The sequence below is a fragment of the Streptomyces sp. CNZ301 genome (genome assembly GCF_004217425.1).
Genome location: NZ_SHLG01000001.1, coordinates 3,900,414 through 3,920,319, shown reverse-complemented (window position 1 = coordinate 3,920,319; position 19,906 = coordinate 3,900,414). Strand labels below are relative to the sequence as shown.

Sequence of the window (19,906 nt, the reverse complement as noted above, 5' to 3'; positions counted from 1 at the left end):
GGCGGAGAACGCGGGAGGGGCACCCGGCAGTGCCGGATGCCCCTCCTCGACGACCGGACGCCTCCGGTTCGTCCTCGCTGCCGCCGTACGCCGGTCAGTCCTCGCTCGTCGCGTTCGGCAGCTTGTCCTGGATGAGTTCCATGACGGAGGAGTCCGTCAGCGTGCTGACGTCTCCGAGGTCACGGTTCTCCGCGACGTCCCGCAGCAGCCTCCGCATGATCTTGCCGGAGCGGGTCTTGGGCAGCTCCGCGACCGGAAGGATCTTCTTCGGCTTGGCGATCGGGCCGAGTTGCTTGGCGACGTGCGCGCGCAGCTCCTCCACCAGGCCCTCGTCCTCTGCGGCCGAGCCGCGAAGGATGACGAAGGCGCAGATGGCCTGAGTCGTCTGCGGGTCGGTCGCACCGACGACCGCGGCCTCGGCGACCTTCGGGTGCGAGACGAGCGACGACTCGACCTCGGTCGTCGAGATGTTGTGCCCGGAGACGAGCATGACGTCGTCGACGCGGCCGAGCAGCCAGATGTCTCCGTCGTCGTCCTTCTTCGCGCCGTCGCCCGCGAAGTACATGTTCTGGAAGCGCGACCAGTAGGTGTCGAGGAAGCGCTGGTCGTCGCCCCAGATCGTGCGCAGCATCGACGGCCAGGGCTCCGTGAGCACCATGTATCCGCCGCCTCCGTCGGGCACCTCGTTGGCCTCGTCGTCGACGACGGTCGCCGAGATCCCCGGCAGCGGCTGCTGCGCCGAACCCGGCTTGGTCTCCGTGACGCCGGGCAGCGGGCTGACCATGACGCCGCCGGTCTCCGTCTGCCACCAGGTGTCCACGATGGGCGTGCGGTCGCCGCCGATGTTGTGGCGGTACCAGACCCATGCCTCCGGGTTGATCGGTTCGCCGACGGAGCCCAGGATCCGCAGCGAGGACAGGTCGTACTTGGCCGGGATGTCGTCGCCCCACTTCATGCAGGCGCGGATCGCGGTGGGGGCGGTGTAGAGGAGCGAGACGCCGTACTTCTGCACGATCTCCCACCAGCGGCCCTTGTGCGGGGTGTCCGGGGTGCCCTCGTAGAGCACCTCGGTGGCCCCGTTCGCGAGCGGCCCGTACACGATGTAGGAGTGGCCGGTGACCCAGCCGACGTCCGCCGTGCACCAGTACACGTCGCTCTCCGGCTTGAGGTCGAAGACGGCGTGGTGGGTGTACGCGACCTGCGTCAGGTAGCCGCCGGTGGTGTGCAGGATGCCCTTCGGCTTACCGGTGGTGCCGGAGGTGTAGAGGATGAAGAGCGGGTGCTCGGCGTCGAAGTTCTCCGGGGTGTGCTGGTCGCTCTGGCGGTCGACGACGTCGTGCCACCACACGTCGCGCCCGTCGTTCCATTCGATGTCGTCCTGCCCGGTGCGCCTGACCACCAGGACGTTGCGGACCTTCTCGGTGCCCGGCCGGGTGAGCGCCTCGTCGACGGCGGGCTTGAGCGCGCTCGCGCCGCCCTTGCGGTAGCCGCCGTCCGCCGTGATGACGACGCGGGCGTCGGCGTCCTTGATCCGGGTGGCCAGGGCGTCGGCGGAGAAGCCGCCGAAGACCACCGAGTGCGGGGCGCCGATGCGGGCGCACGCCAGCATCGCGACGACGGTCTCCGGGATCATCGGCAGGTAGACGGCGACGCGGTCGCCGGCCTGCACGCCCAGTTCCGTCAGGGCGTTCGCGGCCTTGGAGACCTCGCGCTGGAGTTCGGCGTAGGTGACGGTGCGGGAGTCGCCCGGCTCGCCCTCGAAGTGCAGGGCGACACGGTCGCCGTTGCCCGCTTCGACGTGCCGGTCCACACAGTTGTAGGCGACGTTGAGCTTGCCGTCCTTGAACCACTTGGCGAACGGCGGGTTGGACCAGTCGAGGGTCTCGGTCGGTTCCGTGCCCCAGCTCAGGCGGCGTGCCTGCTCGGCCCAGAAGCCCAGCCGGTCAGCCCTCGCCTGCTCGTACGCCGCAGCGGTGACGTTGGCCTGCGCAGCCAGATCGGCGGGCGGCGGGAACCTCCGCTCTTCCTTGAGCAGATTGGCCAGGCTTTCGTTGCTCACGACATCTCCCTTTCCCAGGGTGTCTGTTGTGTCCAGGTCCAAGATCCCGATGCTGCCCGGACCTTGGACTCCGGGCCTAGCTCATCAGCCGTTGAGCCCTTGTGACAAGGGCTGGTGACGAAATTGGTTTAGACCTGTCATGGACGCGCTCGCCCGTCGCCGAGGCCCGTGCCGGCATGCGCGGCGGCGCACGTGGAGAGCCGGTGCCGCTGCCCCGGAGAGTGCCACTCACTATGCGCCCACGGGGTGAAGAAATCACTCCATGGCCCCGCCCGAGTTGCCCGTTCTGTCAGCGATGCGAGCTTTGAATCACGTACCGGAGTCGATCCGCTACGCAGTGAAATCGACAAGGGTGAGGTGATCCGATGACAGCCACGCGACAGTGGCTCGTGGGCATATCGGCGGGCATGGCGCTCACCGCGGTGATGAGCGGCTGCGCCGGTGACACCACACGCAGCCCGGAAGGCCAGGGCCGCTCGGCGCCCGAGGAGAAGCCCGAGCAGCAGGCCCGCGTCATCGGGGACGGTTCGACCTCCATAACCGGTCGGCAGCCCAACCAGCCGGTCCCCAGGAAGCTCCGCAAGGGCAAGAAGCCGCCGCAGTTCGTGGTCTTCTCCTGGGACGGAGCGGGCGAGGACGGCAAGAAGCTCTTCTCCCGGTTCCGCAAGGCGGGGAAGCGCTACGGCGCATCCCAGTCGTTCTTCCTCAGCGGCATATACGCCCTCCCGGAGAACAAAGCCCGCCGCTACTCGCCCCCCGGCCACGCTGTCGGCGCCTCCGACATCGGCTACCTCAAGGACGAGAACATACGGGCCACCGTTCGCGAGGTGCGCAAGGCGTGGCTCCAGGGCAACGAGATAGGCACCCACTTCAACGGCCACTTCTGCGGCCCCAAGGGTGTCGACACCTGGTCCGAGGACCAGTGGAAGAGCGAGATACGCCAGGCCAAGTGGTTCGTGAAGAACTGGAAGACGACCACGGGCTTCAAGCGCGAGGATCCTCTTCCCTTCGACTACGACCAGGAACTCATAGGCGGACGCACCCCCTGCCTCCAGGGCCAGGAGAACCTCCTGCGGGCAGCCAAGAAGATGGGGTTCCGCTACGACTCCAGCGGCAACGGGACCCAGGTCTGGCCCGGGAAGAAGGGCGGCCTGTGGGACCTGCCGCTTCAGGAAGTCCCCATGCCCGGGCGCAAGTTCGAGACTCTCTCCATGGACTACAACTTCCTGGCGAACCAGTCGGGAACCGTCCAGGGTCCCTCCGCCAGGCACGCGGCCTACGGCCGTCAGATGCGTGACGGCCTCATGAAGGGCTTCGAACGTGCCTACAAGGGCAACCGCGCGCCGATGATCATCGGCAACCACTTCGAGAACTGGAACGGCGGCGTCTACATGGACGCGGTCGAGGACGTCATGAAGTCGGTCTGCCGCAAGCGCGACGTGCGCTGCGTCTCGTTCAGACAGCTCGTCAACTGGCTCGACAAGCAGGACCCGAAGACGCTGGCGAAGCTGCGCACACTGAGCGTCGGCGAGCGTCCCAAGGGCGACTGGGAGTCGTTCCTCACCAAGCGCACGAAGAGCACGAGGCTGCTCTCCGACTGACGGGTGCACGCCTCCAGCGCCCGCCCGGCGGGTGAGGCTGTGGGCGGAGGGTCCTCAACCTCCGCCCACAGCCTGTCCGTTGGGGGCGGCTGCCGACCGGGTCCTGTCCTGTCCGGCCGGACAGGACCCGGTCAGGCGGTCTGCGGCACCGGCTGCTCGCCGGGTACGAAGCCGGGGTCCACCTGGGCGGCCAGGTCCACGCCCGTCTTCGCGTTGCCCCAGCTCTCGGCGTTGCGCAGATGGAAGTGGATCATCTGCTCCGTGTAGCGCTCGCGGTCGCGCTTCTCGTACGCGCCGTCCGCCGCCTCCCGCAGCGTTTCCAGGGCCCGGCGGTTGCCCGGCTCCAGCTCGGCGAGCGGACGCGGCCGGCCCTTCTCCATCGCACGCACCCAGTCGGAGTGCCCGAAGCAGACCAGCAGGTCGTCGCCGACCTGCTCGCGCAGGAAGTCCAGATCGTCCTCGCCGTGCACCTTGTTGCCCACGACGCACAGCTGGATGCCGAAGTCCCGCGCGTACTCCTTGTACTGGCGGTAGACGGAGACGCCCTTCCGCGTGGGCTCGGCGACGAGGAAGGTCATGTCGAAACGCGTGAACATGCCCGATGCGAAGGAGTCGCTGCCCGCCGTCATGTCGACGACCACGAACTCGTCGCGCCCGTCGACGAGATGGTTGAGGAAGAGCTCGACCGCACCCGTCTTGGAGTGGTAGCAGGCGACGCCCAGATCGGCCTCGGTGAACGGCCCCGTGGCCAGCAGCCGCACCTTGTCCCCCTCGATGGCGACGGTGCGTGCGCACGCGTCGTAGACCGGACTGTCCTCCGTGATCCGCAGCAGACGTGAACCCCGGCCCGGCGGCGTCGTTTTGATCATCGTCTCGGACGATGCGATGCGCGGATTGGAGCCGCGCAGCCAGTCCTTGATGAGCGGGAGCTGCGCGCCCATGGAGGGGAGCGCGGCCGCATCGGACTCGTCCATCCCCAGTGCGGCACCGAGATGCTGGTTGATGTCCGCATCCACAGCGACAACCGGGACGTGTGAGGCGGCCAGCTGACGGATGAACAGTGAGGACAGCGTCGTCTTGCCACTGCCGCCCTTGCCGACGAAAGCGATTTTCATGTACGAGAGCGTAAAGGGCGCGATCCCGAGGCCGCGGGGGCGAGGTGAGAGGGATCACTCGTTCGTGCGACGCGAGTTGCGGCGCGGCCTGCGCGTAGGGTCTTACGCATGAGTAGCACCGCTGATCCCCTGGCGCCGCTGGGGGCCCTGCCCGGCGTCCCGGACGCCGTCGAGTCCGTGCGGAAGTCCGTGGACAGGATCTACGGGCACCGCGTGATGCGCCGCCGCAGCGGTGAGGTGAGCGCGGAGGCGGCGCTGCGCGGGGCACGCGCCTCCGCCGCGCTCGAGGGCGCCGACTGGGACCTGGAGGAACTGCGCCGGCGCACCGACTTCGGCGGCGAGGGCGAACCCCGTACGGTCGGCGCCGCGCTCCGCACGACCGCCGAGTCGGGGCAACTCCTCGACGTATGGCGGCAGTCGCCCCTGCGGGTGCTGGCCCGGCTGCATCTCGTCGCCGCGGGAGGCACCGGGGACGACGCGGCGGTCGGCAGGCCGCGCCTCGCGGGCGAGCCGGTGAGCGGACCCCCGCTCGGGAAGGAACCGCCGGCCGCGGAAGAGGTGGCTGGGCGCCTGGACGCGCTCGCCCGGGTCGTGGTGGACGGCAGTGAGGCACCGGCGCTGGTGCTCGCCGCGGTCGTGCACGGGGAACTGGCCGCGCTGCGCCCCTTCGTCTCATGCAACGGCCTGGTGGCGCGTGCGGCGGAGCGCATCGTCCTGGTCGGGAGCGGTCTGGACCCCAAGTCGATCTGCCCGGCCGAGGTCGGCCAGGCCGAGCTGGGCCGCGAGGCGTACGAGCGTGCGCTGGCCGGTTACGCCTCCGGGACCCCCGAGGGCATGGCCGAGTGGATCGGGCACTGCGGGAAGGCGCTCGAACTCGGCGCGCGCGAGACCACGGCCGTGTGCGAGGCGCTGCAGCGGGGGGCTGCGTAGTCCCGCCGGCTGCTCCCCTGCTCCCTGAGGGCCGGTCCTAGTGCGCTCATCGTGCGGGACACCCGCCGGCTGGGTGGGACCGGACGGGCGGGCGACGGCGATGCGGAAGTGCGAACGCGGGGGACGGAGTTCGTGATCCGTGAGCCGCGGCCCCGGGAGGCGCGCCCGCAACGCCGCGACCGAAGCCGCAGAGTTGCGGCGGCACCGCCATGACGGTGCCGCCGCTGGCACGGATACCGGGTTACCAGTGCGTGCTCTCGTAATGCCCGTCAGGCCGGGTGTTTCGCCCGTTTCCTGGCCGGCTAGCCCTGTACGTGGGCTCAGCGTCGCGTGGGTGCCCTGTATTCGTGCAAGGCGGTCCGTGGGGCCTTGTGCGTACCGGCGACTGTCTGTCGCCGCTGGTCTCGCGGGCCGTCAATTCCTTTGTACTGCGCGCCACGACGATGTGGAACCCCTGGCTTTCGAACTTTACCTTTGCCTCAAAGCTGCTCGAACCGGGCGCTCCTGCGCTGGCTCGTGTACCAGACCAGCCCGGCGGTGGCCGCTGCCGCTCCCAGCGCCGCCGCGGCGATGGCCATCGCCGGGCGCGACGGCATGGCAAGGCTCGGGACGCGCTCCTTGAGGCGGACGGGGCGGGAGAAGGTCAGGACCGGCCAGTCCCGTCCGCTCGCTTCCTTGCGCAGGGCCCGGTCGGGGTTGACCGCGTACGGATGGCCGACGGATTCCAGCATGGGGATGTCGGTGATCGAGTCGCTGTACGCGTAGCACCGGCTCAGGTCGTATCCCTCGGACTCCGCGAGCGACGCGATGGCCTCTGCCTTGGCAGGGCCGTAGGCGTAGTACTCGATCTCGCCCGAGTAGCAGCCGTCCTCGACGACCATCCGCGTGGCCACCACGCGGTCCGCACCGATCAATTCCCCGATGGGTTCGACGACTTCGGCGCCCGAGGTGGAGACGATGACGACGTCCCGGCCCGCGAGGTGATGCTCCTCGATGAGGGAGGCGGCCTCGTCGTAGATGATCGGGTCGATGAGGTCGTGGATCGTCTCGGCGACGATCTCCTTCACCTGCTCGACGTTCCAGCCACGGCAAAGCGCGGAGAGGTACTCCCGCATCCGCTCCATCTGGTCGTGGTCGGCGCCTCCGAGGAGATATACGAACTGGGCATATGCGGTGCGGAGTACGGCACGGCGATTGATCAGGCCACCCTGGTAGAAGGATCTGCCGAAGGCGAGCGTGCTCGACTTCGCAATGACCGTCTTGTCCAGATCGAAGAACGCGGCTGTGCGGCGCATCGCTAGGTTTTCCACGAAGCCGAGCATAGGCGCCAATCATTCGGCGTAAGGTGGGGCGCGTGGGTTTGCCTGAGAAGGCCCTCGGGTACACCATGGAAGTCACGGATCGTTCGCGACCGTGCTAACCCGGCCCGACTCCTCCCCCCCCGAGTCGGCCCTGGGGACGACCCCCGCTCTCCCCCCCGGCGGGGGTCGTCGCATGTCCAAGGCCCTTTTCGGCTTTCACCGCTCGTTCCCTCCTCTCTCGGCGATCTTTGCCGGCCCGAGCGCCGGCCCGGCCGTCTCGTAACTGAGTGTAACCAGTGGGGCGCTCCGTGGGAGTCGCCAGGATGGGTGACGGAGTTATTCACAACTCCCGGCATCTCCACAGTTTTGGACCATGATCACCAAGCTTTTCGCGTTCACCGCACAGTGATTCCTGACAGAGCCCGCAGGTGTTTGCGGGAGTGAGGCAGCGAACTGCGAAGGGGGTCCGGAACGTGGCCGAAACCATTCTGATTGTCACCGAGGACGAAGAACTCCTTGACGATCTCCTGAGGCTGTGTGCAGCTGCCGGGGCAGAAGCGGAAGTTGTGCACGGAGCTCCGCATAACCGGCTGGCATGGGCGGAGTGGGGTGGTGCGAAGGCCTGGGAGCAGGCCCCGCTGGTGCTCGTCGGAGACGACTGCGCGGGCGCTCAGGGGCTCGGAGCGGCCCCCGGGGGAGAGCCTTCCGGAATCCTGCGCAGGCCGGGAGTGCTCCTCGTCGGCAAGGACATGGACGACCCGGGCGTGTGGGAGCGCGGAGCCCGCATCGGAGCCGAGGGTGTGGTCATGCTGCCCGACGCCGAGAGCTGGCTGGCGGGCCGTATCGCGGACGCGTCGGAGTGCGTGGGCCGGTCCGCCCTGACCGTCGGGGTCCTGGGCGGCCGTGGAGGAGCCGGCGCGTCGACGCTCGCCTGCGCCCTGGCCGTGACGGCCGCGCGGCAGGGGGAACGCACCATGCTCGTCGACGGCGACGCTCTCGGCGGCGGTCTCGACGTGCTGCTCGGCGGGGAACGGACGGAGGGGCTTCGATGGCCGGCGTTCGCGGAGTCCCGGGGGCGGGTCGGCGGCGGTGCGCTCGAGGAATCGCTGCCGAGGCTGCACGACTTGAGCGTGCTCAGCTGGGACCGGGGGGACTCCGTGCTGATCCCCGCGGACGCGATGAAGTCCGTGCTCTCCGCCGCGCGGCGGCGCGGCGGCGTGGTCGTCGTCGACCTGCCCAGGCGGGTGGACGAGACGGTGGCGGAGGCCCTCGCGCAAACGGATCTCGGACTGCTCCTGGTGCCGGCGGAGTTGCGTGCCGTGGCAGCGGCCCACCGCGTCGCCTCACGCACGCAGATGGTGCTGCGTGACCTCAGGGCCGTGGTGCGCACGCCCGGCGGCCCCGGCGGTCCGCGCGGCTACGGGCCGGGGCTCGACGAGAGCGAGGTCGCCAGACTTCTGCGCCTCCCGCTCGCGGGCGAACTGCCGTGGGAGCCGGGGCTGTTGGAGGCCGCGGAGCGGGGCGTGCCGCCCGGGGCGCGCACGGGCGGCGTGCTCGCCCGCTTCTGCCGGGAGTTCTGGGCGCAGGCGCTGAGCGGCGGAGTCAGCGGCGGGGGAGTCGCCGTATGAGCGCGAGGCGTGGGCCGGCGCGGGCGAGTGCGCAGCGCGCCGGTGACCCGGCCCGTGAGGGCCGCCCCGGTGCGGGCGCCGCGTCCGGGGCGGTCACGTCCCGGGCCGGGGAACCGGCGCTGCTCGACGTGGTGCGGAGGCGGCTTGCCGAGACGGGAGCCGAGCCCACGCCCGCGCGGGTTGCCGCGGCGCTGCGCGCGCACGGACGGCTGCTGGGGGACAGCGCGGTGCTGGGAGTCGTGGAGGCCCTTCGCTCGGAGATGGTGGGAACGGGCCCGCTGGAGCCGCTGCTGGCGGAGCCGGACGTCACGGACGTGCTGGTCACCCGTCCCGACGAGGTATGGGTCGACCGGGGCAGGGGCCTGGAACGTACCGATGTCCGTTTTCCCGACGCGGCGTCCGTGCGGAGGCTCGCCCAACGGCTCGCCACATCCGCCGGGCGTCGGCTGGACGACGCGAGGCCGTGGGTGGACGCCCGGCTTCCGGACGGCACGCGGCTGCACGCGGTGCTTCCGCCGGTGGCCGTGGGGTCGACGTGCCTCTCGCTCAGGGTGGTGCGCCACAAGGCGTTCAGCCTCGGTGAGTTGGTGGTTGCGGGCACGGTCCCACAGGGCGGGGAGAGTGTCCTGCGCGCCGTGCTGGAGGCGAGGCTCTCATTTCTGATCAGCGGCGGCACAGGCTCGGGCAAGACCACTCTGCTGAGTTCGCTGCTGGGGCTCGTGGGTCCTGAGGAGCGGATCGTGCTCGCCGAGGACTCGGCGGAGCTCCGCCCCGACCATCCCCACGTCGTACGTCTGGAGGCGCGGCCGGCCAACCAGGAGGGCGCGGGGCGGGTGGCGCTGGACGATCTGGTGCGCCAGGCCCTGCGCATGCGGCCGGACAGGCTGGTGGTCGGTGAGGTGCGCGGAGCCGAAGTGACCGATCTGCTGGCCGCGTTGAACACGGGCCACGAAGGCGGATGCGGAACGGTGCACGCCAATGCCGCCGGCGATGTGCCCGCGCGCCTGGAGGCGCTGGGCACGACTGCCGGGCTGGACAGGGCCGCTTTGCACAGTCAGCTCTCTGCGGCACTCGACGTACTGGTGCATCTGGTGCGCGACTCGTCGGGCAACCGGCGCATCGCGGAGATCCATGTGCTGTCGCGGAACGGGGAGGGGCTCGTCTCGACGGTTCCGGCCCTTGTGTGGGGCGAGGACGGGTTCCGGGAGGAGCGTGGCGCCGGCCGGTTGCGGGAGATGTGCGAGCGGGGCAGGAGACGTCCGGGGAGCGTGCGAGCGGGGCGAGCGCACGGGAGTGGCCTCCCTTCCACGGTCGGTTCCGCGTCTCCGTGCACGGCGCACGAGGAGGGCTCGCTGTGACGGGGGCTGTGGTGCACGGAGCGACCGCCGTCGAGTCGGCCCCGGTGTATGCGGCGATGGTGTGTGCGGGGGCGGCGGCCTGGCTGATGTCCGGGCGGGACGACGGGGTACGGCGGGCGAGGCTGATGCTGGCGGGGGCGGGCCGCGCGGCGGAGCCCAGCTCGCGGCGGCCTCTGCGCCCGGGCGACCTCGCCGAGTTCTTACGTGCCCGGCTCGGGACTCCGTCCGGTCAGGCGTGGTGTTGCGTGCTGGGCGGTGCGGTGCTCGGGCTGCTGGGTGAATCCTGGCTTCCGCTCGTGGCCGGCGCCGCTGCCGTGCCCGTCGTACGGAGACTGCTCGGAAAGCGGGAGCGCGGAAAGGCGAACGACCACAGGGCCGCTGCCGTGATCGAGCTCTGCGCGGCGGTCTCGGGCGAGTTGCGGGCGGGCCGCCAGCCCGACCGGGCCTTGCTCTCGGTGGGAGGCATCGCGCTGAGGGAGCTGGGGGACGCCGGTGCGGCCGTGCTGGCGGCAGCCCGGTTCGGCGGCGACGTCCCTGGGGCCTTGCGGGAAGCGGCCCGAAGTCCCGGTGCGGAAGGGCTCCGAGGCGTCGCGGCCTGCTGGCAGGTCGCCGTCGAGGGCGGGGCGGGCCTGGCCACCGGCCTCGACAAGGTCGCCGACGCGCTGCGGGCTGAACGTGAACAGCGCGAGGAGCTGCGGGCCTTGCTGGCGGGGCCTCGTTCGACGGCCGTCGTGCTCGCGCTGCTTCCGGTCTTCGGGCTGCTGCTGGGCACTGCCATGGGTGCGGCTCCCGTGAGGGTTCTGCTGCACAGCACGGCCGGGCTGCTCTGTCTCGTCGTCGGCGGGCTTCTGGAGTGGGCGGGCATCGCCTGGGTCGCCCGGCTCGTACGGACCGCGCAGCGCTCGGGCGGGGTGCGGCGCGGAGAGGAGGGGGCTTGAACGCGGCGTACTACGGAATCCCCACGGAGACGCTGATGTGGCTGACGCTGCTGGGCAGCGGAGCGTGCATGGCGGGTTCCGCGCGGGAGCTGTGGCGGGCCCGCACGGTGCGGCAGCGGACGCGGGAACTGCTGTCGGCAGCCGGCGTCGAGCCGCCCGGCAGGGGCCGGCGCCTGCTTCGCGGGATCGTTGGCCGGCATGCCTGTACGGGCAGACGCCGCGGACTGCGGGAGGCCGGGGCGGCGCTGGGCGTCACCGCCTTCGCGGTGGTCGTGATCGGCGGAGTCACCGGATGGGTCGTCGCGGGAGCGGGTGCGTTCGGCGTGAGGTGGTGGATGCGCCGTCAGGAGGCAACCGGGGCGTCGGCGGACGAGACGACAGAAGCGAGCGCGGCGGCCGAACAGCTGCCGCTGGCCGCCGAGTTGATGGCGGCCTGCCTGGCAGCCGGTTCCGGCCCGGACCAGGCTGCCGACGCGGTCGGTCGCTCGCTGGGCGGGCCTGTGGGCATACGCCTGATCCGTACCGCCACGGAGCTGCGGCTCGGAGCGGAACCCGCCGCGGCGTGGGCGCACTTCGCGTCCCTGCCGGGCAGCGAGGGCTTCGTCCGCAGCATGGAACGGGCCGGTACGGCAGGAGCACCGGCTGTGGCCCAGGTGACACGGCTGACGGGGGAGCTCCGTGCCCGTCGGGCACGCCATGCCTCGGCCCGGGCGCGGAGGGCCGCGGTTCTCGTGACCGGCCCGCTGGGTCTGTGCTTCCTCCCGGCCTTTCTCGCGGTCGGGGTCGCACCAGTCGTGATGGGCCTCGCGGGGTCGCTGCTGTGAATGCGGCGCCTGGCAGCGGACGCAGAGCCGCGGCAGACCGGCAACCGAAGGGGACCGGCTACGCCTCGGCAAAGGCAGCGGAACGGGACCGCCGGCAGAGCGAGACCGCCGGCAGAACACGAACGCCGAACACCAGTGGCTCAAGAGAGCAACGACAGCAGGGGGAACCATGTCCGGGACATTCCGTGACGCCGCATGTGCCGCGCGCCTGAGGACCGTACGGCTGGCCGCCACCGTCCGCCGCAGGGTGCGGGAAGCCGGAGGGCAACTGACTTCGGACGCGGGCATGAGCACGGCGGAGTACGCGGTGGGGACCATCGCCGCGTGCGGCTTTGCCGCGGTGCTCTACAAGGTCGTGACGAGCGGCGCGGTCAGCGGCGAGCTTCAGCAAGTGGTCGAGAGGGCTCTTCATGCCCGCTTCTGAGGACGGCTATGTGACGGCCGAGACCGCAGTTGTCGTTCCCGCCCTCGTGCTTCTCTTCGGGATGCTCCTGTGGGGCGTCATGGCCGCGGCGGCACACATCCAGTGCGTCGACGGCGCGAGGGCGGGGGCCCGGGCGGCCGCGCGGGGTGAGGAGGAGTCAGCGGTGCGGTCGGCAGCGTTGTCGGCGGCGCCCCACGGAGCCGCGGTGAAGACGGCGCGAGAGGGGCGGTTGGTGCGTGTCCGCGTACACGCGCGCACAGCCGGTCCGGGCCCGCTGACCCTCGGCCTCGACGCCGAGGCGGTGGCCATGTCCGAGGAACCGACGGGGGTTGCCGGCGAGGACGGGACGGGGGTCGCCGGTCTTGAAAGGGGGTGACCGGGGCTCAGCCACGGTGTGGGCGGCCCTCAGCGGAGTGGTGCTGTGTGCGGCGGTCTCGGTGGTGCTGGGCCTCGGGCAGGCGGTCTCCGCCCGTCATCGTGCGGGAGGCGTCGCCGACCTGTCGGCCTTGGCCGCCGCCGACCGCGCTCTCGAAGGACGGGCCAGGGCGTGTGCCGCTGCCGAGGAGGTCGCCCGCGCTCAGGATGCCCGGCTCGTGCGGTGCGCGGTCACCGGTGAAGTCGCGGACGTATCCGCGCGGGTGCGGTTCGGGTTCTACGCCCCGACGGTGCGGGCCCGCGCCGGGCCGGCCGATGCAGTGCTCGGTGGAGGCGCGGTCGTCCGGGACGCCGGCAGCGAGGTCTCCGCTGCTCGTGCGGCACGACTGCCGCCGGCCTCAGGCCGCGGAGGCCAGCAGCTCCGTCAGGAGACGGACGGCTCCGCGCTTGTGCAGGGGGTCGTTGCCGTTGCCGCACTTGGGCGACTGGATGCAGGAGGGGCATCCGGCCTCGCACTCGCAGGCGGCGATGGCGTCCCGTGTGGCGGTGAGCCACTGGCGCGCCGTGCGGAAGGCCCGTTCGGCGAAACCGGCGCCGCCCGGCTGCCCGTCGTAGACGAACACGGTGGGGAGCAGGGTGTCGGGGTGCAGCGCGATGGAGACCCCACCGATGTCCCAGCGGTCGCACGTCGCGAAGAGCGGCAGCAGACCGATGGCGGCGTGCTCGGCGGCGTGCAGTGCGCCGGGGAGCACCGAGGGCTCGATCCCGGCCGACTCCAACTGGTCCTCGGTGAGGGTCCACCAGACGGCCCGGGTGCGAAGAGTGCGCGGGGGAAGGTCGAGTTTGGTCTCGCCCATGACCTCGCCCGTGATGATGCGGCGGCGCAGATAGGAGACGACCTGATTGGTCACCTCGACGGTGCCGTAGCACAACCGGGCGTCGCCCCAGGGGACTTCCTCGTCCGTCTCCAGCACGGCGACGGAAGTGGTGTCTCTGGCCATCGTCGTCCAGGGAGGCGCGGCCTCCTCCACCAGGGCCGCGGAGTTCTCGAGATCCAGCTGCCGGACCACATAGGTGCGCCCTTGATGCAGGTGTACGGCTCCTTCGTGGACGGTGGTGTGGGCCGCGCCCGCGTCGACGGTGCCCAGGAGCCTGCCGGTGCCGTCCTCGACGACCTGCACCGGTGTGCCGCCCGAGCCGCGGATGTCGGCGAGGTCGCAGGCACGCTCCTTGAGCGTCCAGTACCAGGAGCCACCGCGGCGGCGAAGGAGCCTGCGCTCCTCGAGCTGGCTCAGGAGTCCGGTGAAGCCGGGGCCGAACAGTTCGGAGTCGGCCTCGGTGAGCGGGATCTCGGAGGCCGCGGCACAGAGGTGGGGAGCCTGGACGTAAGGGTTGTCCGGATCGAGGACGGTCGACTCGACGGGCGTTCTGAACAGCGAATCGGGGTGGTGGACGAGATACGTGTCGAGGGGATCGTCGCGGGCGACCAGGACGGCGAGGGCTCCTTCTCCCGTTCGGCCCGCACGGCCTGCCTGCTGCCACACGGACGCCCGAGTCCCGGGATAACCGGTGATCAGAACCGCGTCCAGGCCTGACACGTCGACGCCGAGTTCCAGGGCGTTCGTGGCGGCGAGACCGAGGAGTTCGCCGCTGTGCAGGCTGCGTTCGAGGGCACGGCGCTCCTCGGGGAGGTAGCCGCCCCGGTACGCAGCGACCCGGTCGCTCAGCGCGCGGTCCAAGGATGCGAGTCGGTCCTTGGCAATGAGTGAGATGAGTTCCGCTCCGCGTCGTGAGCGTACGAATGCGACGGTACGTACGCCCTGAGCGGCCAGGTCCGTGAGGAGTTCCGCGGACTCGGCCGTCGCGGTGCGCCTGACGGGGGCGCCGCGTTCGCCTTCCATCTCGGTGAGCGGCGGCTCCCACAGGGCGAAGACCAACTCGCCGCGGGGGGAGGTGTCTTCCGTCACCTCGGTCACGGGGACCCCTGTCAGGCGGGTCGCCGCTTCGGCCGGGTCGGCGGCCGTCGCGGAAGCGAGGAGGAAGACGGGGTCGGAGCCGTAACGCGCGCACACCCGGCGCAATCGCCGCAGGACCTGGGCGATGTGGGAGCCGAAGACCCCGCGGTAGGTGTGGCATTCGTCGATGACGACATAGCGCAGCGAGCGCAGGAAGGAGGCCCAGCGGGCGTGGGCGGGGAGTATGCCGCGGTGCAGCATGTCCGGGTTGGTGAGCACGTAGTTGGCGAAGACCCGCACCCACTCGCGCTCTTCGACGGGTGTGTCCCCGTCGAAGACGGCGGCGCGCACGGCTGTCCCGAGCGGTGCGGCAAGTTCGCTGACGGCGCGGCGCTGGTCGGCGGCGAGTGCCTTGGTCGGTGCCAGATACAGGGCGGTCCTTCCGCGGCCTCCGGTTCCGTTCCGCCGCCGCCCTTTGCCGGCTTGGGGCCCTGCTTCGTCCCGGTGCCGGGCTTCGCCCTCGGGCCCCGTCCCGCCTTCGGTACGGGCACCGTCCCGCGAGGTGCTCCCCCGCCCCGCGCCCTCGGTGGAAGTCTCCGTACCGTCGCCCGCACCGCTGCTCCTGCCGGCGTCCGCCCGGGCCGCCCCGTCCGCCCCGTCGAGGAGGGAACTGAGCACAGGCATGAGATACGAGAGGGACTTGCCGGACGCGGTGCCTGTGGCAATGATCACTGACTCTCCGCGCAGTGCGTGCCGCGCGGCGCGCGCCTGGTGCTCCCACAGGCGCTCGATGCCCGACTCCCGTACGGCGTCGGCGACTTCGGGCCGTATCCGCTCGGGCCAGGCGGCATGGCGGCCGACCCGCGGGGGCAAGTGCTCCGTATGGGTGACACGCGCAGCCCGGCCGTCCCCGGCGGTGAGTCGTGCGAGCACCGATCGGGGATCGCTTTCGGGGACGTTGCGGGAGGACACAGCAGGTGAGCGTACGCTCGTGCCGGCCGGCTGGGGTCGGCCGGCCGTGGACTGCGGCGGTGTCACCTGCGCGACGCACAAAGACAGCAAGGCGTCGTGCACGCAGGCCGGTAAGTGATTGAATGCTTCTGCGGCTGCCGATCCGCCTGCTGTCCCGGCCTTTCCCGGCCGGGATGTCTCAGTTGGTGGACGACTCGATAGCAAGGTGCTGGAGGATCCGTGGACCTGTCCCTGTCGACCCGGACCGTAGGCGATCGAACGATCGTCGAGGTCGGTGGCGAGATTGACGTATACACCGCGCCCAAGCTGCGCGAGCAGCTGGTCGAGCTTGTGAACGACGGGAGCTACCACCTCGTCGTGGACATGGAAGGCGTTGACTTCCTGGACTCCACCGGGCTGGGTGTGCTCGTCGGCGGGCTCAAGCGGGTGCGTGCTCACGAAGGCTCGCTGCGCCTGGTGTGCAACCAGGAGCGCATTCTCAAGATCTTCCGTATCACCGGTCTGACCAAGGTGTTCCCGATCCACGGTTCCGTGGACGAGGCCGTCGCGGCGACCGACTGACGTCCGCCGGACGCGGACCGGATACCGGAACGACTTGGAGGTGCCGGGCTCTTGGAGCCCGGTGCCCGGGAATGTGTTCAAGGCAAGTTCGAGGGGGATGGCATGGCCATCGTGGAACTCCGATTCAGTGCGCTGCCGGAGCATGTGCGTACGGCGAGGCTGGTGGCCGCCGCGGTCGCGCGGCGTGCGGGAGTCGACGAGGCCGTGCTCGACGAGGTCCGGCTCGCCGTCGGCGAGGCCTGTTCGCGCGCGGTCGGGCTGCACGTGCTCCACGGGGTCGAAAGCCCCGTGCGCGTGGCGCTCATCGAGGAGGAGAAGAAGTTCTCCATCGAGGTCGGTGACGAGACCCCCACACCAGCCACCGCACACGGCAATGCCGGTGCCTCCATGCCGCCGTCCACCGGCCCGGCCGACGACGAGGAGGCCGAGAGCGAGATGGGCCTCGCGGTGATCAGCGGTCTCGTCGACGACGTCGAGGTGACCGCGGACGGGAACGGCGGGCTGATCCGCATGAGTTGGCCGGTGGCGCCGGAGCCGGTGCTGCCCTGACCGGGCCGGCCTTCGCCTGCCGGCTCGCTGCTCACGGTGCCGGTCGCGCAGCGGCCACGACGCCTGGCACGACGCGCAGGAGCCCGGACGGAGAGCCGCCCGGTCCACCGTCGGTCGCGGCCGGAGTCCGGGTCGGGGTCTCGGGGGATTCCGCAGCAGGACCGCGACGCAGGTGGGCGAACCCCCGGCGGTAGTCCGCGGAAACGTCCGTGATCTCGTCACCATGCGGCCCGCATGCCGCCTCCAGCGCTTTGACCAGGCCTTTCGACCTTTTCCAGGGGGCCACTGCCGAAGCGGTAGCAAGATGTTGCGGGATCTTCATCAAGCGCTCCCGGATCGCCTCACAGACCACATGCGTCACATCTGTCCCAGCGCTGTGCGGCATCCCCGGAGGTCCTCGACCCGCGGGGAAGGGAGATTCCCTGAACTGATTTGATGTGAAAAATGGGGCCTGCGGGGCTGTCGCAGCGATCATTTTTTACATCGTCAACATTTTTGTAAAGCTCCCTCGTGCGAGCGAATTCGCCACACGAACTCCATTTGATCTCCGCGGTCGGTGGCGGATCGCCGAAAACGTGCACTGTCTTGTTCTGGAGCTGATCCCTACAATCCGTCCACATCTTTGCAAGCAGGAGCCGGCCACCGAACCGCGCGCCCCTGCGCCAAGCGTCAAGGAGGACGAATGGCGGGGCACCTCAGCCCATCCCAGAACCACCAGCACCTCGCTGATGCCATGCTGACCAGTGGCAATCGCGGTCTCGTCATCGTGATCGCTCTGGTCGCCCTGGCAGCTCTCGGCGTCGCCGTCGTGCTGGTCCGTCAAGTACTCGCCGCGAGCGAGGGCACCGACAGCATGAAGAAGATCGCTGCTGCCGTGCAGGAAGGCGCAAATGCCTATCTGGCCCGGCAGTTGCGCACCCTCGGCATTTTCGCCGTAGTCGTCTTCTTCTTGTTGTTCCTGTTGCCTGCCGATGACATGAGCCAGCGCGTAGGGCGCTCGTTGTTCTTCCTGGTGGGAGCGGCATTCTCCGCGGCCACCGGCTATATCGGCATGTGGCTTGCGGTGCGCAGCAACGTACGTGTGGCCGCGGCCGCCCGTGAGGCCACCCCCGGAGAGGGCGAGCCTCCCGCGGATCTGACCAAGGTCTCGCACAAGGCCATGAAGATCGCCTTCCGCACGGGTGGCGTCGTCGGCATGTTCACGGTGGGTCTCGGCCTGCTGGGCGCGGCCTGTGTCGTGCTCGTCTACGCCGCGGACGCCCCCAAGGTGCTGGAGGGCTTCGGCCTCGGCGCAGCGCTCATCGCGATGTTCATGCGTGTCGGCGGCGGCATCTTCACCAAGGCCGCTGACGTCGGCGCCGACCTCGTCGGCAAGGTCGAGCAGGGCATCCCCGAGGACGACCCGCGCAACGCGGCAACCATCGCGGACAACGTCGGCGACAACGTCGGCGACTGCGCGGGCATGGCGGCCGACCTCTTCGAGTCGTACGCCGTGACGCTGGTGGCGGCGCTCATCCTGGGCACTGCCGTCTTCGGCAACGACGGTCTCGCGTTCCCGCTGCTGGTTCCGGCCATCGGCGTGATCACGGCCATGATCGGCGTCTTCGCGGTGGCACCGCGCACCAAGGACCGCAGTGGCATGACCGCCATCAACCGCGGCTTCTTCATCTCCGCGGTGATCTCCCTGGTCCTGGTCGCCATCGCGGCGTTCACGTATCTCCCCTCCAGCTACGCCGACCTGAAGGGCGTCGGGGGCGACGATGCGCAGGAGATCCTGGGCCACAGCGGCGACCCGCGGGTCCTGGCGATCGTGGCCGTGGCCATCGGCATCGTGCTCGCCGCGGTGATCCAGCAGCTGACGGGCTACTTCACCGAGACCAACCGCAAGCCCGTGCGGGACATCGGCCGTACGTCGCTGACGGGTCCGGCCACCGTCATCCTTTCGGGCGTGTCCATCGGCCTCGAGTCGGCGGTCTACACGGCTCTGCTCATCGGTCTGAGCGTCTACGGCGCCTTCCTCCTCGGAGGCGGCACCGTGATGCTGGCGCTCTTCGCCGTTGCGCTCGCAGGCACCGGTCTGCTGACCACGGTCGGCGTCATCGTCGCCATGGACACCTTCGGTCCGGTCTCCGACAACGCGCAGGGCATCGCCGAGATGTCCGGCGACGTCGAGGGCGCGGGCGCCCAGGTGCTCACCGACCTCGACGCGGTGGGCAACACCACCAAGGCGATCACCAAGGGAATCGCCATCGCCACGGCCGTGCTGGCCGCGGCGGCGCTGTTCGGTTCGTACCGGACGGAGCTCGTCGGCGCGCTGAGCGAGGCGGGCGAGAGCAGCAGCAAGATGCTGCAGCTCCTCGACATCGCGCAGCCCAGCACGCTCGTCGGGCTGATGCTCGGCGCGGCGGTCGTCTTCCTCTTCTCGGGGCTGGCGATCAACGCGGTGTCGCGTTCCGCGGGTGCGGTGGTCTACGAAGTCCGGCGGCAGTTCCGCGAGAAGCCCGGAATCATGGACTACACCGAGAAGCCGGAGTACGGGCGTGTCGTCGACATCTGCACCAAGGACGCTCTTCGGGAGCTGACGACGCCCGGTCTGCTGGCCGTGCTGTCGCCGATCCTGGTGGGCTTCACCTTCGGAGCGGGGGCTCTGGCGGCGTTCCTGGCTGGCGCGATCGGCGCGGGCACGCTGATGGCGGTCTTCCTGGCCAACTCCGGCGGTGCCTGGGACAACGCCAAGAAGCTCGTCGAGGACGGGCACCACGGCGGCAAGGGAAGCGAGGCCCACGAGGCCACGATCATCGGCGACACGGTCGGCGACCCGTTCAAGGACACCGCGGGCCCGGCCATCAACCCGCTGCTGAAGGTGATGAACCTCGTGGCGCTGCTGATCGCGCCCGCCGTGATCCAGTACTCCCACGGGAGCGAGGCGAGCGTGGGTGTGCGCACCCTGGTCGCGCTCGTCTCCGCGGGAATCATCATCGGTGCCGTCTACATCTCCAAGCGCCGCGGCATCGCCATGAGCGACGGTGACACGGGAAACGGGAGCGGTGACACCGGTGACGAGACGGAGCGCACGGCGAAGCCGAGTGACCCGGTAGCGGCCTCCTGAGGTCCTGACAGGGTCACATTCCTTCAACAGACGGGCGGGCAGAGCGCGTTGTCGCTCTGCCCGCCCCACTGTTGTGTTGTGGGGTACTACACACCGGTCGGCAGGGTGGTGCAAATGGCTTCAATGCCGCACATATTTCTCCCCCGGCTCGCCGCCGCTGGTTCAAGGGCGTGTATGTTCCGGGCCGAACAGCCACGGAAGGGACCG

The 19,906-nt window shown here is 70.2% G+C and carries 15 protein-coding genes and 1 pseudogene; 12 read left to right on the top strand and 4 right to left on the bottom strand.

The genetic code is table 11. The features are described 5' to 3' along the window. Positions 1 to 94: 94 nt before the first annotated feature. Positions 95 to 2,059, bottom strand: coding sequence for an acetate--CoA ligase (gene acs, locus EV375_RS16865; RefSeq protein ID WP_130300158.1), 1,965 nt, complete (start codon positions 2,057 to 2,059; stop codon positions 95 to 97). A gap of 365 nt (positions 2,060 to 2,424) precedes the next feature. Here acs and EV375_RS16860 point away from each other — a divergent pair, with 365 nt between their 5' ends. Beyond that, positions 2,425 to 3,660 carry a polysaccharide deacetylase family protein gene (locus EV375_RS16860; protein WP_486588522.1) on the top strand — a complete coding sequence of 412 codons (1,236 nt, stop codon included), beginning with the start codon at positions 2,425 to 2,427 and terminating at the stop codon, positions 3,658 to 3,660. A gap of 131 nt (positions 3,661 to 3,791) precedes the next feature. Here the strand turns inward: EV375_RS16860 and EV375_RS16855 are convergent, their stop codons facing one another. Further along, on the bottom strand, positions 3,792 to 4,775 hold the full coding sequence (locus EV375_RS16855; RefSeq protein ID WP_130300157.1) for a nucleotide-binding protein: 984 nt from the start codon (positions 4,773 to 4,775) through the stop codon (positions 3,792 to 3,794). 108 nt (positions 4,776 to 4,883) lie between these two features. Between EV375_RS16855 and EV375_RS16850 the strand changes: the two genes are divergently transcribed. Continuing rightward, complete coding sequence (locus tag EV375_RS16850) at positions 4,884 to 5,705, top strand: Fic family protein (protein WP_130300156.1); 822 nt, start codon at positions 4,884 to 4,886, stop codon at positions 5,703 to 5,705. A gap of 479 nt (positions 5,706 to 6,184) precedes the next feature. On the opposite strand, the gene EV375_RS16845 is transcribed toward EV375_RS16850, so the two are convergent. After that, positions 6,185 to 7,027: an HAD family hydrolase gene (locus EV375_RS16845; protein WP_130300155.1), complete on the bottom strand. Its 843-nt coding sequence runs from the start codon at positions 7,025 to 7,027 to the stop codon at positions 6,185 to 6,187. 452 nt (positions 7,028 to 7,479) lie between these two features. Between EV375_RS16845 and ssd the strand changes: the two genes are divergently transcribed. The 7 genes and pseudogenes from ssd to EV375_RS16810 form a co-directional block, all read left to right on the top strand. Further along, positions 7,480 to 8,634, top strand: a complete 1,155-nt coding sequence (ssd, locus tag EV375_RS16840; protein WP_079100281.1) for a septum site-determining protein Ssd — start codon at positions 7,480 to 7,482, stop codon at positions 8,632 to 8,634. Next, positions 8,631 to 9,992: a TadA family conjugal transfer-associated ATPase gene (locus EV375_RS16835; RefSeq protein ID WP_130300154.1), complete on the top strand. Its 1,362-nt coding sequence runs from the start codon at positions 8,631 to 8,633 to the stop codon at positions 9,990 to 9,992. The genes ssd and EV375_RS16835 overlap by 4 nt, the downstream gene beginning before the upstream one ends. A 56-nt stretch (positions 9,993 to 10,048) precedes the next feature. Beyond that, positions 10,049 to 10,930, top strand: a complete 882-nt coding sequence (locus EV375_RS16830) for a type II secretion system F family protein (RefSeq protein WP_130301907.1) — start codon at positions 10,049 to 10,051, stop codon at positions 10,928 to 10,930. Next, positions 10,927 to 11,754: a type II secretion system F family protein gene (locus EV375_RS16825; protein WP_486588521.1), complete on the top strand. Its 828-nt coding sequence runs from the start codon at positions 10,927 to 10,929 to the stop codon at positions 11,752 to 11,754. The genes EV375_RS16830 and EV375_RS16825 overlap by 4 nt, the downstream gene beginning before the upstream one ends. 169 nt (positions 11,755 to 11,923) lie before the next feature. Beyond that, a complete protein-coding gene (locus EV375_RS16820) occupies positions 11,924 to 12,178 on the top strand; it encodes a DUF4244 domain-containing protein (protein ID WP_130300153.1) in 255 nt (84 codons plus the stop codon). After that, positions 12,165 to 12,554, top strand: coding sequence for a TadE family type IV pilus minor pilin (locus EV375_RS16815; RefSeq protein ID WP_130300152.1), 390 nt, complete (start codon positions 12,165 to 12,167; stop codon positions 12,552 to 12,554). The genes EV375_RS16820 and EV375_RS16815 overlap by 14 nt, the downstream gene beginning before the upstream one ends. A gap of 16 nt (positions 12,555 to 12,570) precedes the next feature. Further along, a pseudogene (locus EV375_RS16810) lies at positions 12,571 to 12,804 on the top strand (Rv3654c family TadE-like protein); the annotation flags it as partial. Positions 12,805 to 12,951: 147 nt separating this feature from the next. On the opposite strand, the gene EV375_RS16805 reads toward EV375_RS16810, so the two are convergent. Next, positions 12,952 to 15,480, bottom strand: a complete 2,529-nt coding sequence (locus tag EV375_RS16805; protein WP_165434754.1) for a DEAD/DEAH box helicase — start codon at positions 15,478 to 15,480, stop codon at positions 12,952 to 12,954. A 219-nt stretch (positions 15,481 to 15,699) separates the two neighbouring features. Between EV375_RS16805 and bldG the strand changes: the two genes are divergently transcribed. From bldG to EV375_RS16790, 3 genes are all read left to right on the top strand, one after another. Beyond that, a complete protein-coding gene (gene bldG, locus EV375_RS16800) occupies positions 15,700 to 16,041 on the top strand; it encodes an anti-sigma factor antagonist BldG (RefSeq protein WP_019547857.1) in 342 nt (113 codons plus the stop codon). Positions 16,042 to 16,143: 102 nt separating this feature from the next. Then, entirely contained in the window at positions 16,144 to 16,590 is a 447-nt protein-coding gene (locus EV375_RS16795) for an ATP-binding protein (protein ID WP_130300151.1), read from the top strand. A 682-nt stretch (positions 16,591 to 17,272) separates the two neighbouring features. Further along, positions 17,273 to 19,699 carry a sodium-translocating pyrophosphatase gene (locus EV375_RS16790; protein WP_130300150.1) on the top strand — a complete coding sequence of 809 codons (2,427 nt, stop codon included), beginning with the start codon at positions 17,273 to 17,275 and terminating at the stop codon, positions 19,697 to 19,699. Positions 19,700 to 19,906 lie beyond the last annotated feature (207 nt).

Coding starts and splice junctions, on each gene's coding strand:
- EV375_RS16860 (WP_486588522.1), top strand. CDS start 2,425: ATGACAGCCACGCGACAGTGGCTCGTGGGCATATCGGCGGGCATGGCG.
- EV375_RS16855 (WP_130300157.1), bottom strand. CDS start 4,775: ATGAAAATCGCTTTCGTCGGCAAGGGCGGCAGTGGCAAGACGACGCTG.
- EV375_RS16850 (WP_130300156.1), top strand. CDS start 4,884: ATGAGTAGCACCGCTGATCCCCTGGCGCCGCTGGGGGCCCTGCCCGGC.
- EV375_RS16845 (WP_130300155.1), bottom strand. CDS start 7,027: ATGCTCGGCTTCGTGGAAAACCTAGCGATGCGCCGCACAGCCGCGTTC.
- EV375_RS16835 (WP_130300154.1), top strand. CDS start 8,631: ATGAGCGCGAGGCGTGGGCCGGCGCGGGCGAGTGCGCAGCGCGCCGGT.
- EV375_RS16830 (WP_130301907.1), top strand. CDS start 10,049: ATGGTGTGTGCGGGGGCGGCGGCCTGGCTGATGTCCGGGCGGGACGAC.
- EV375_RS16820 (WP_130300153.1), top strand. CDS start 11,924: ATGTCCGGGACATTCCGTGACGCCGCATGTGCCGCGCGCCTGAGGACC.
- EV375_RS16815 (WP_130300152.1), top strand. CDS start 12,165: ATGCCCGCTTCTGAGGACGGCTATGTGACGGCCGAGACCGCAGTTGTC.
- EV375_RS16795 (WP_130300151.1), top strand. CDS start 16,144: ATGGCCATCGTGGAACTCCGATTCAGTGCGCTGCCGGAGCATGTGCGT.
- EV375_RS16790 (WP_130300150.1), top strand. CDS start 17,273: ATGGCGGGGCACCTCAGCCCATCCCAGAACCACCAGCACCTCGCTGAT.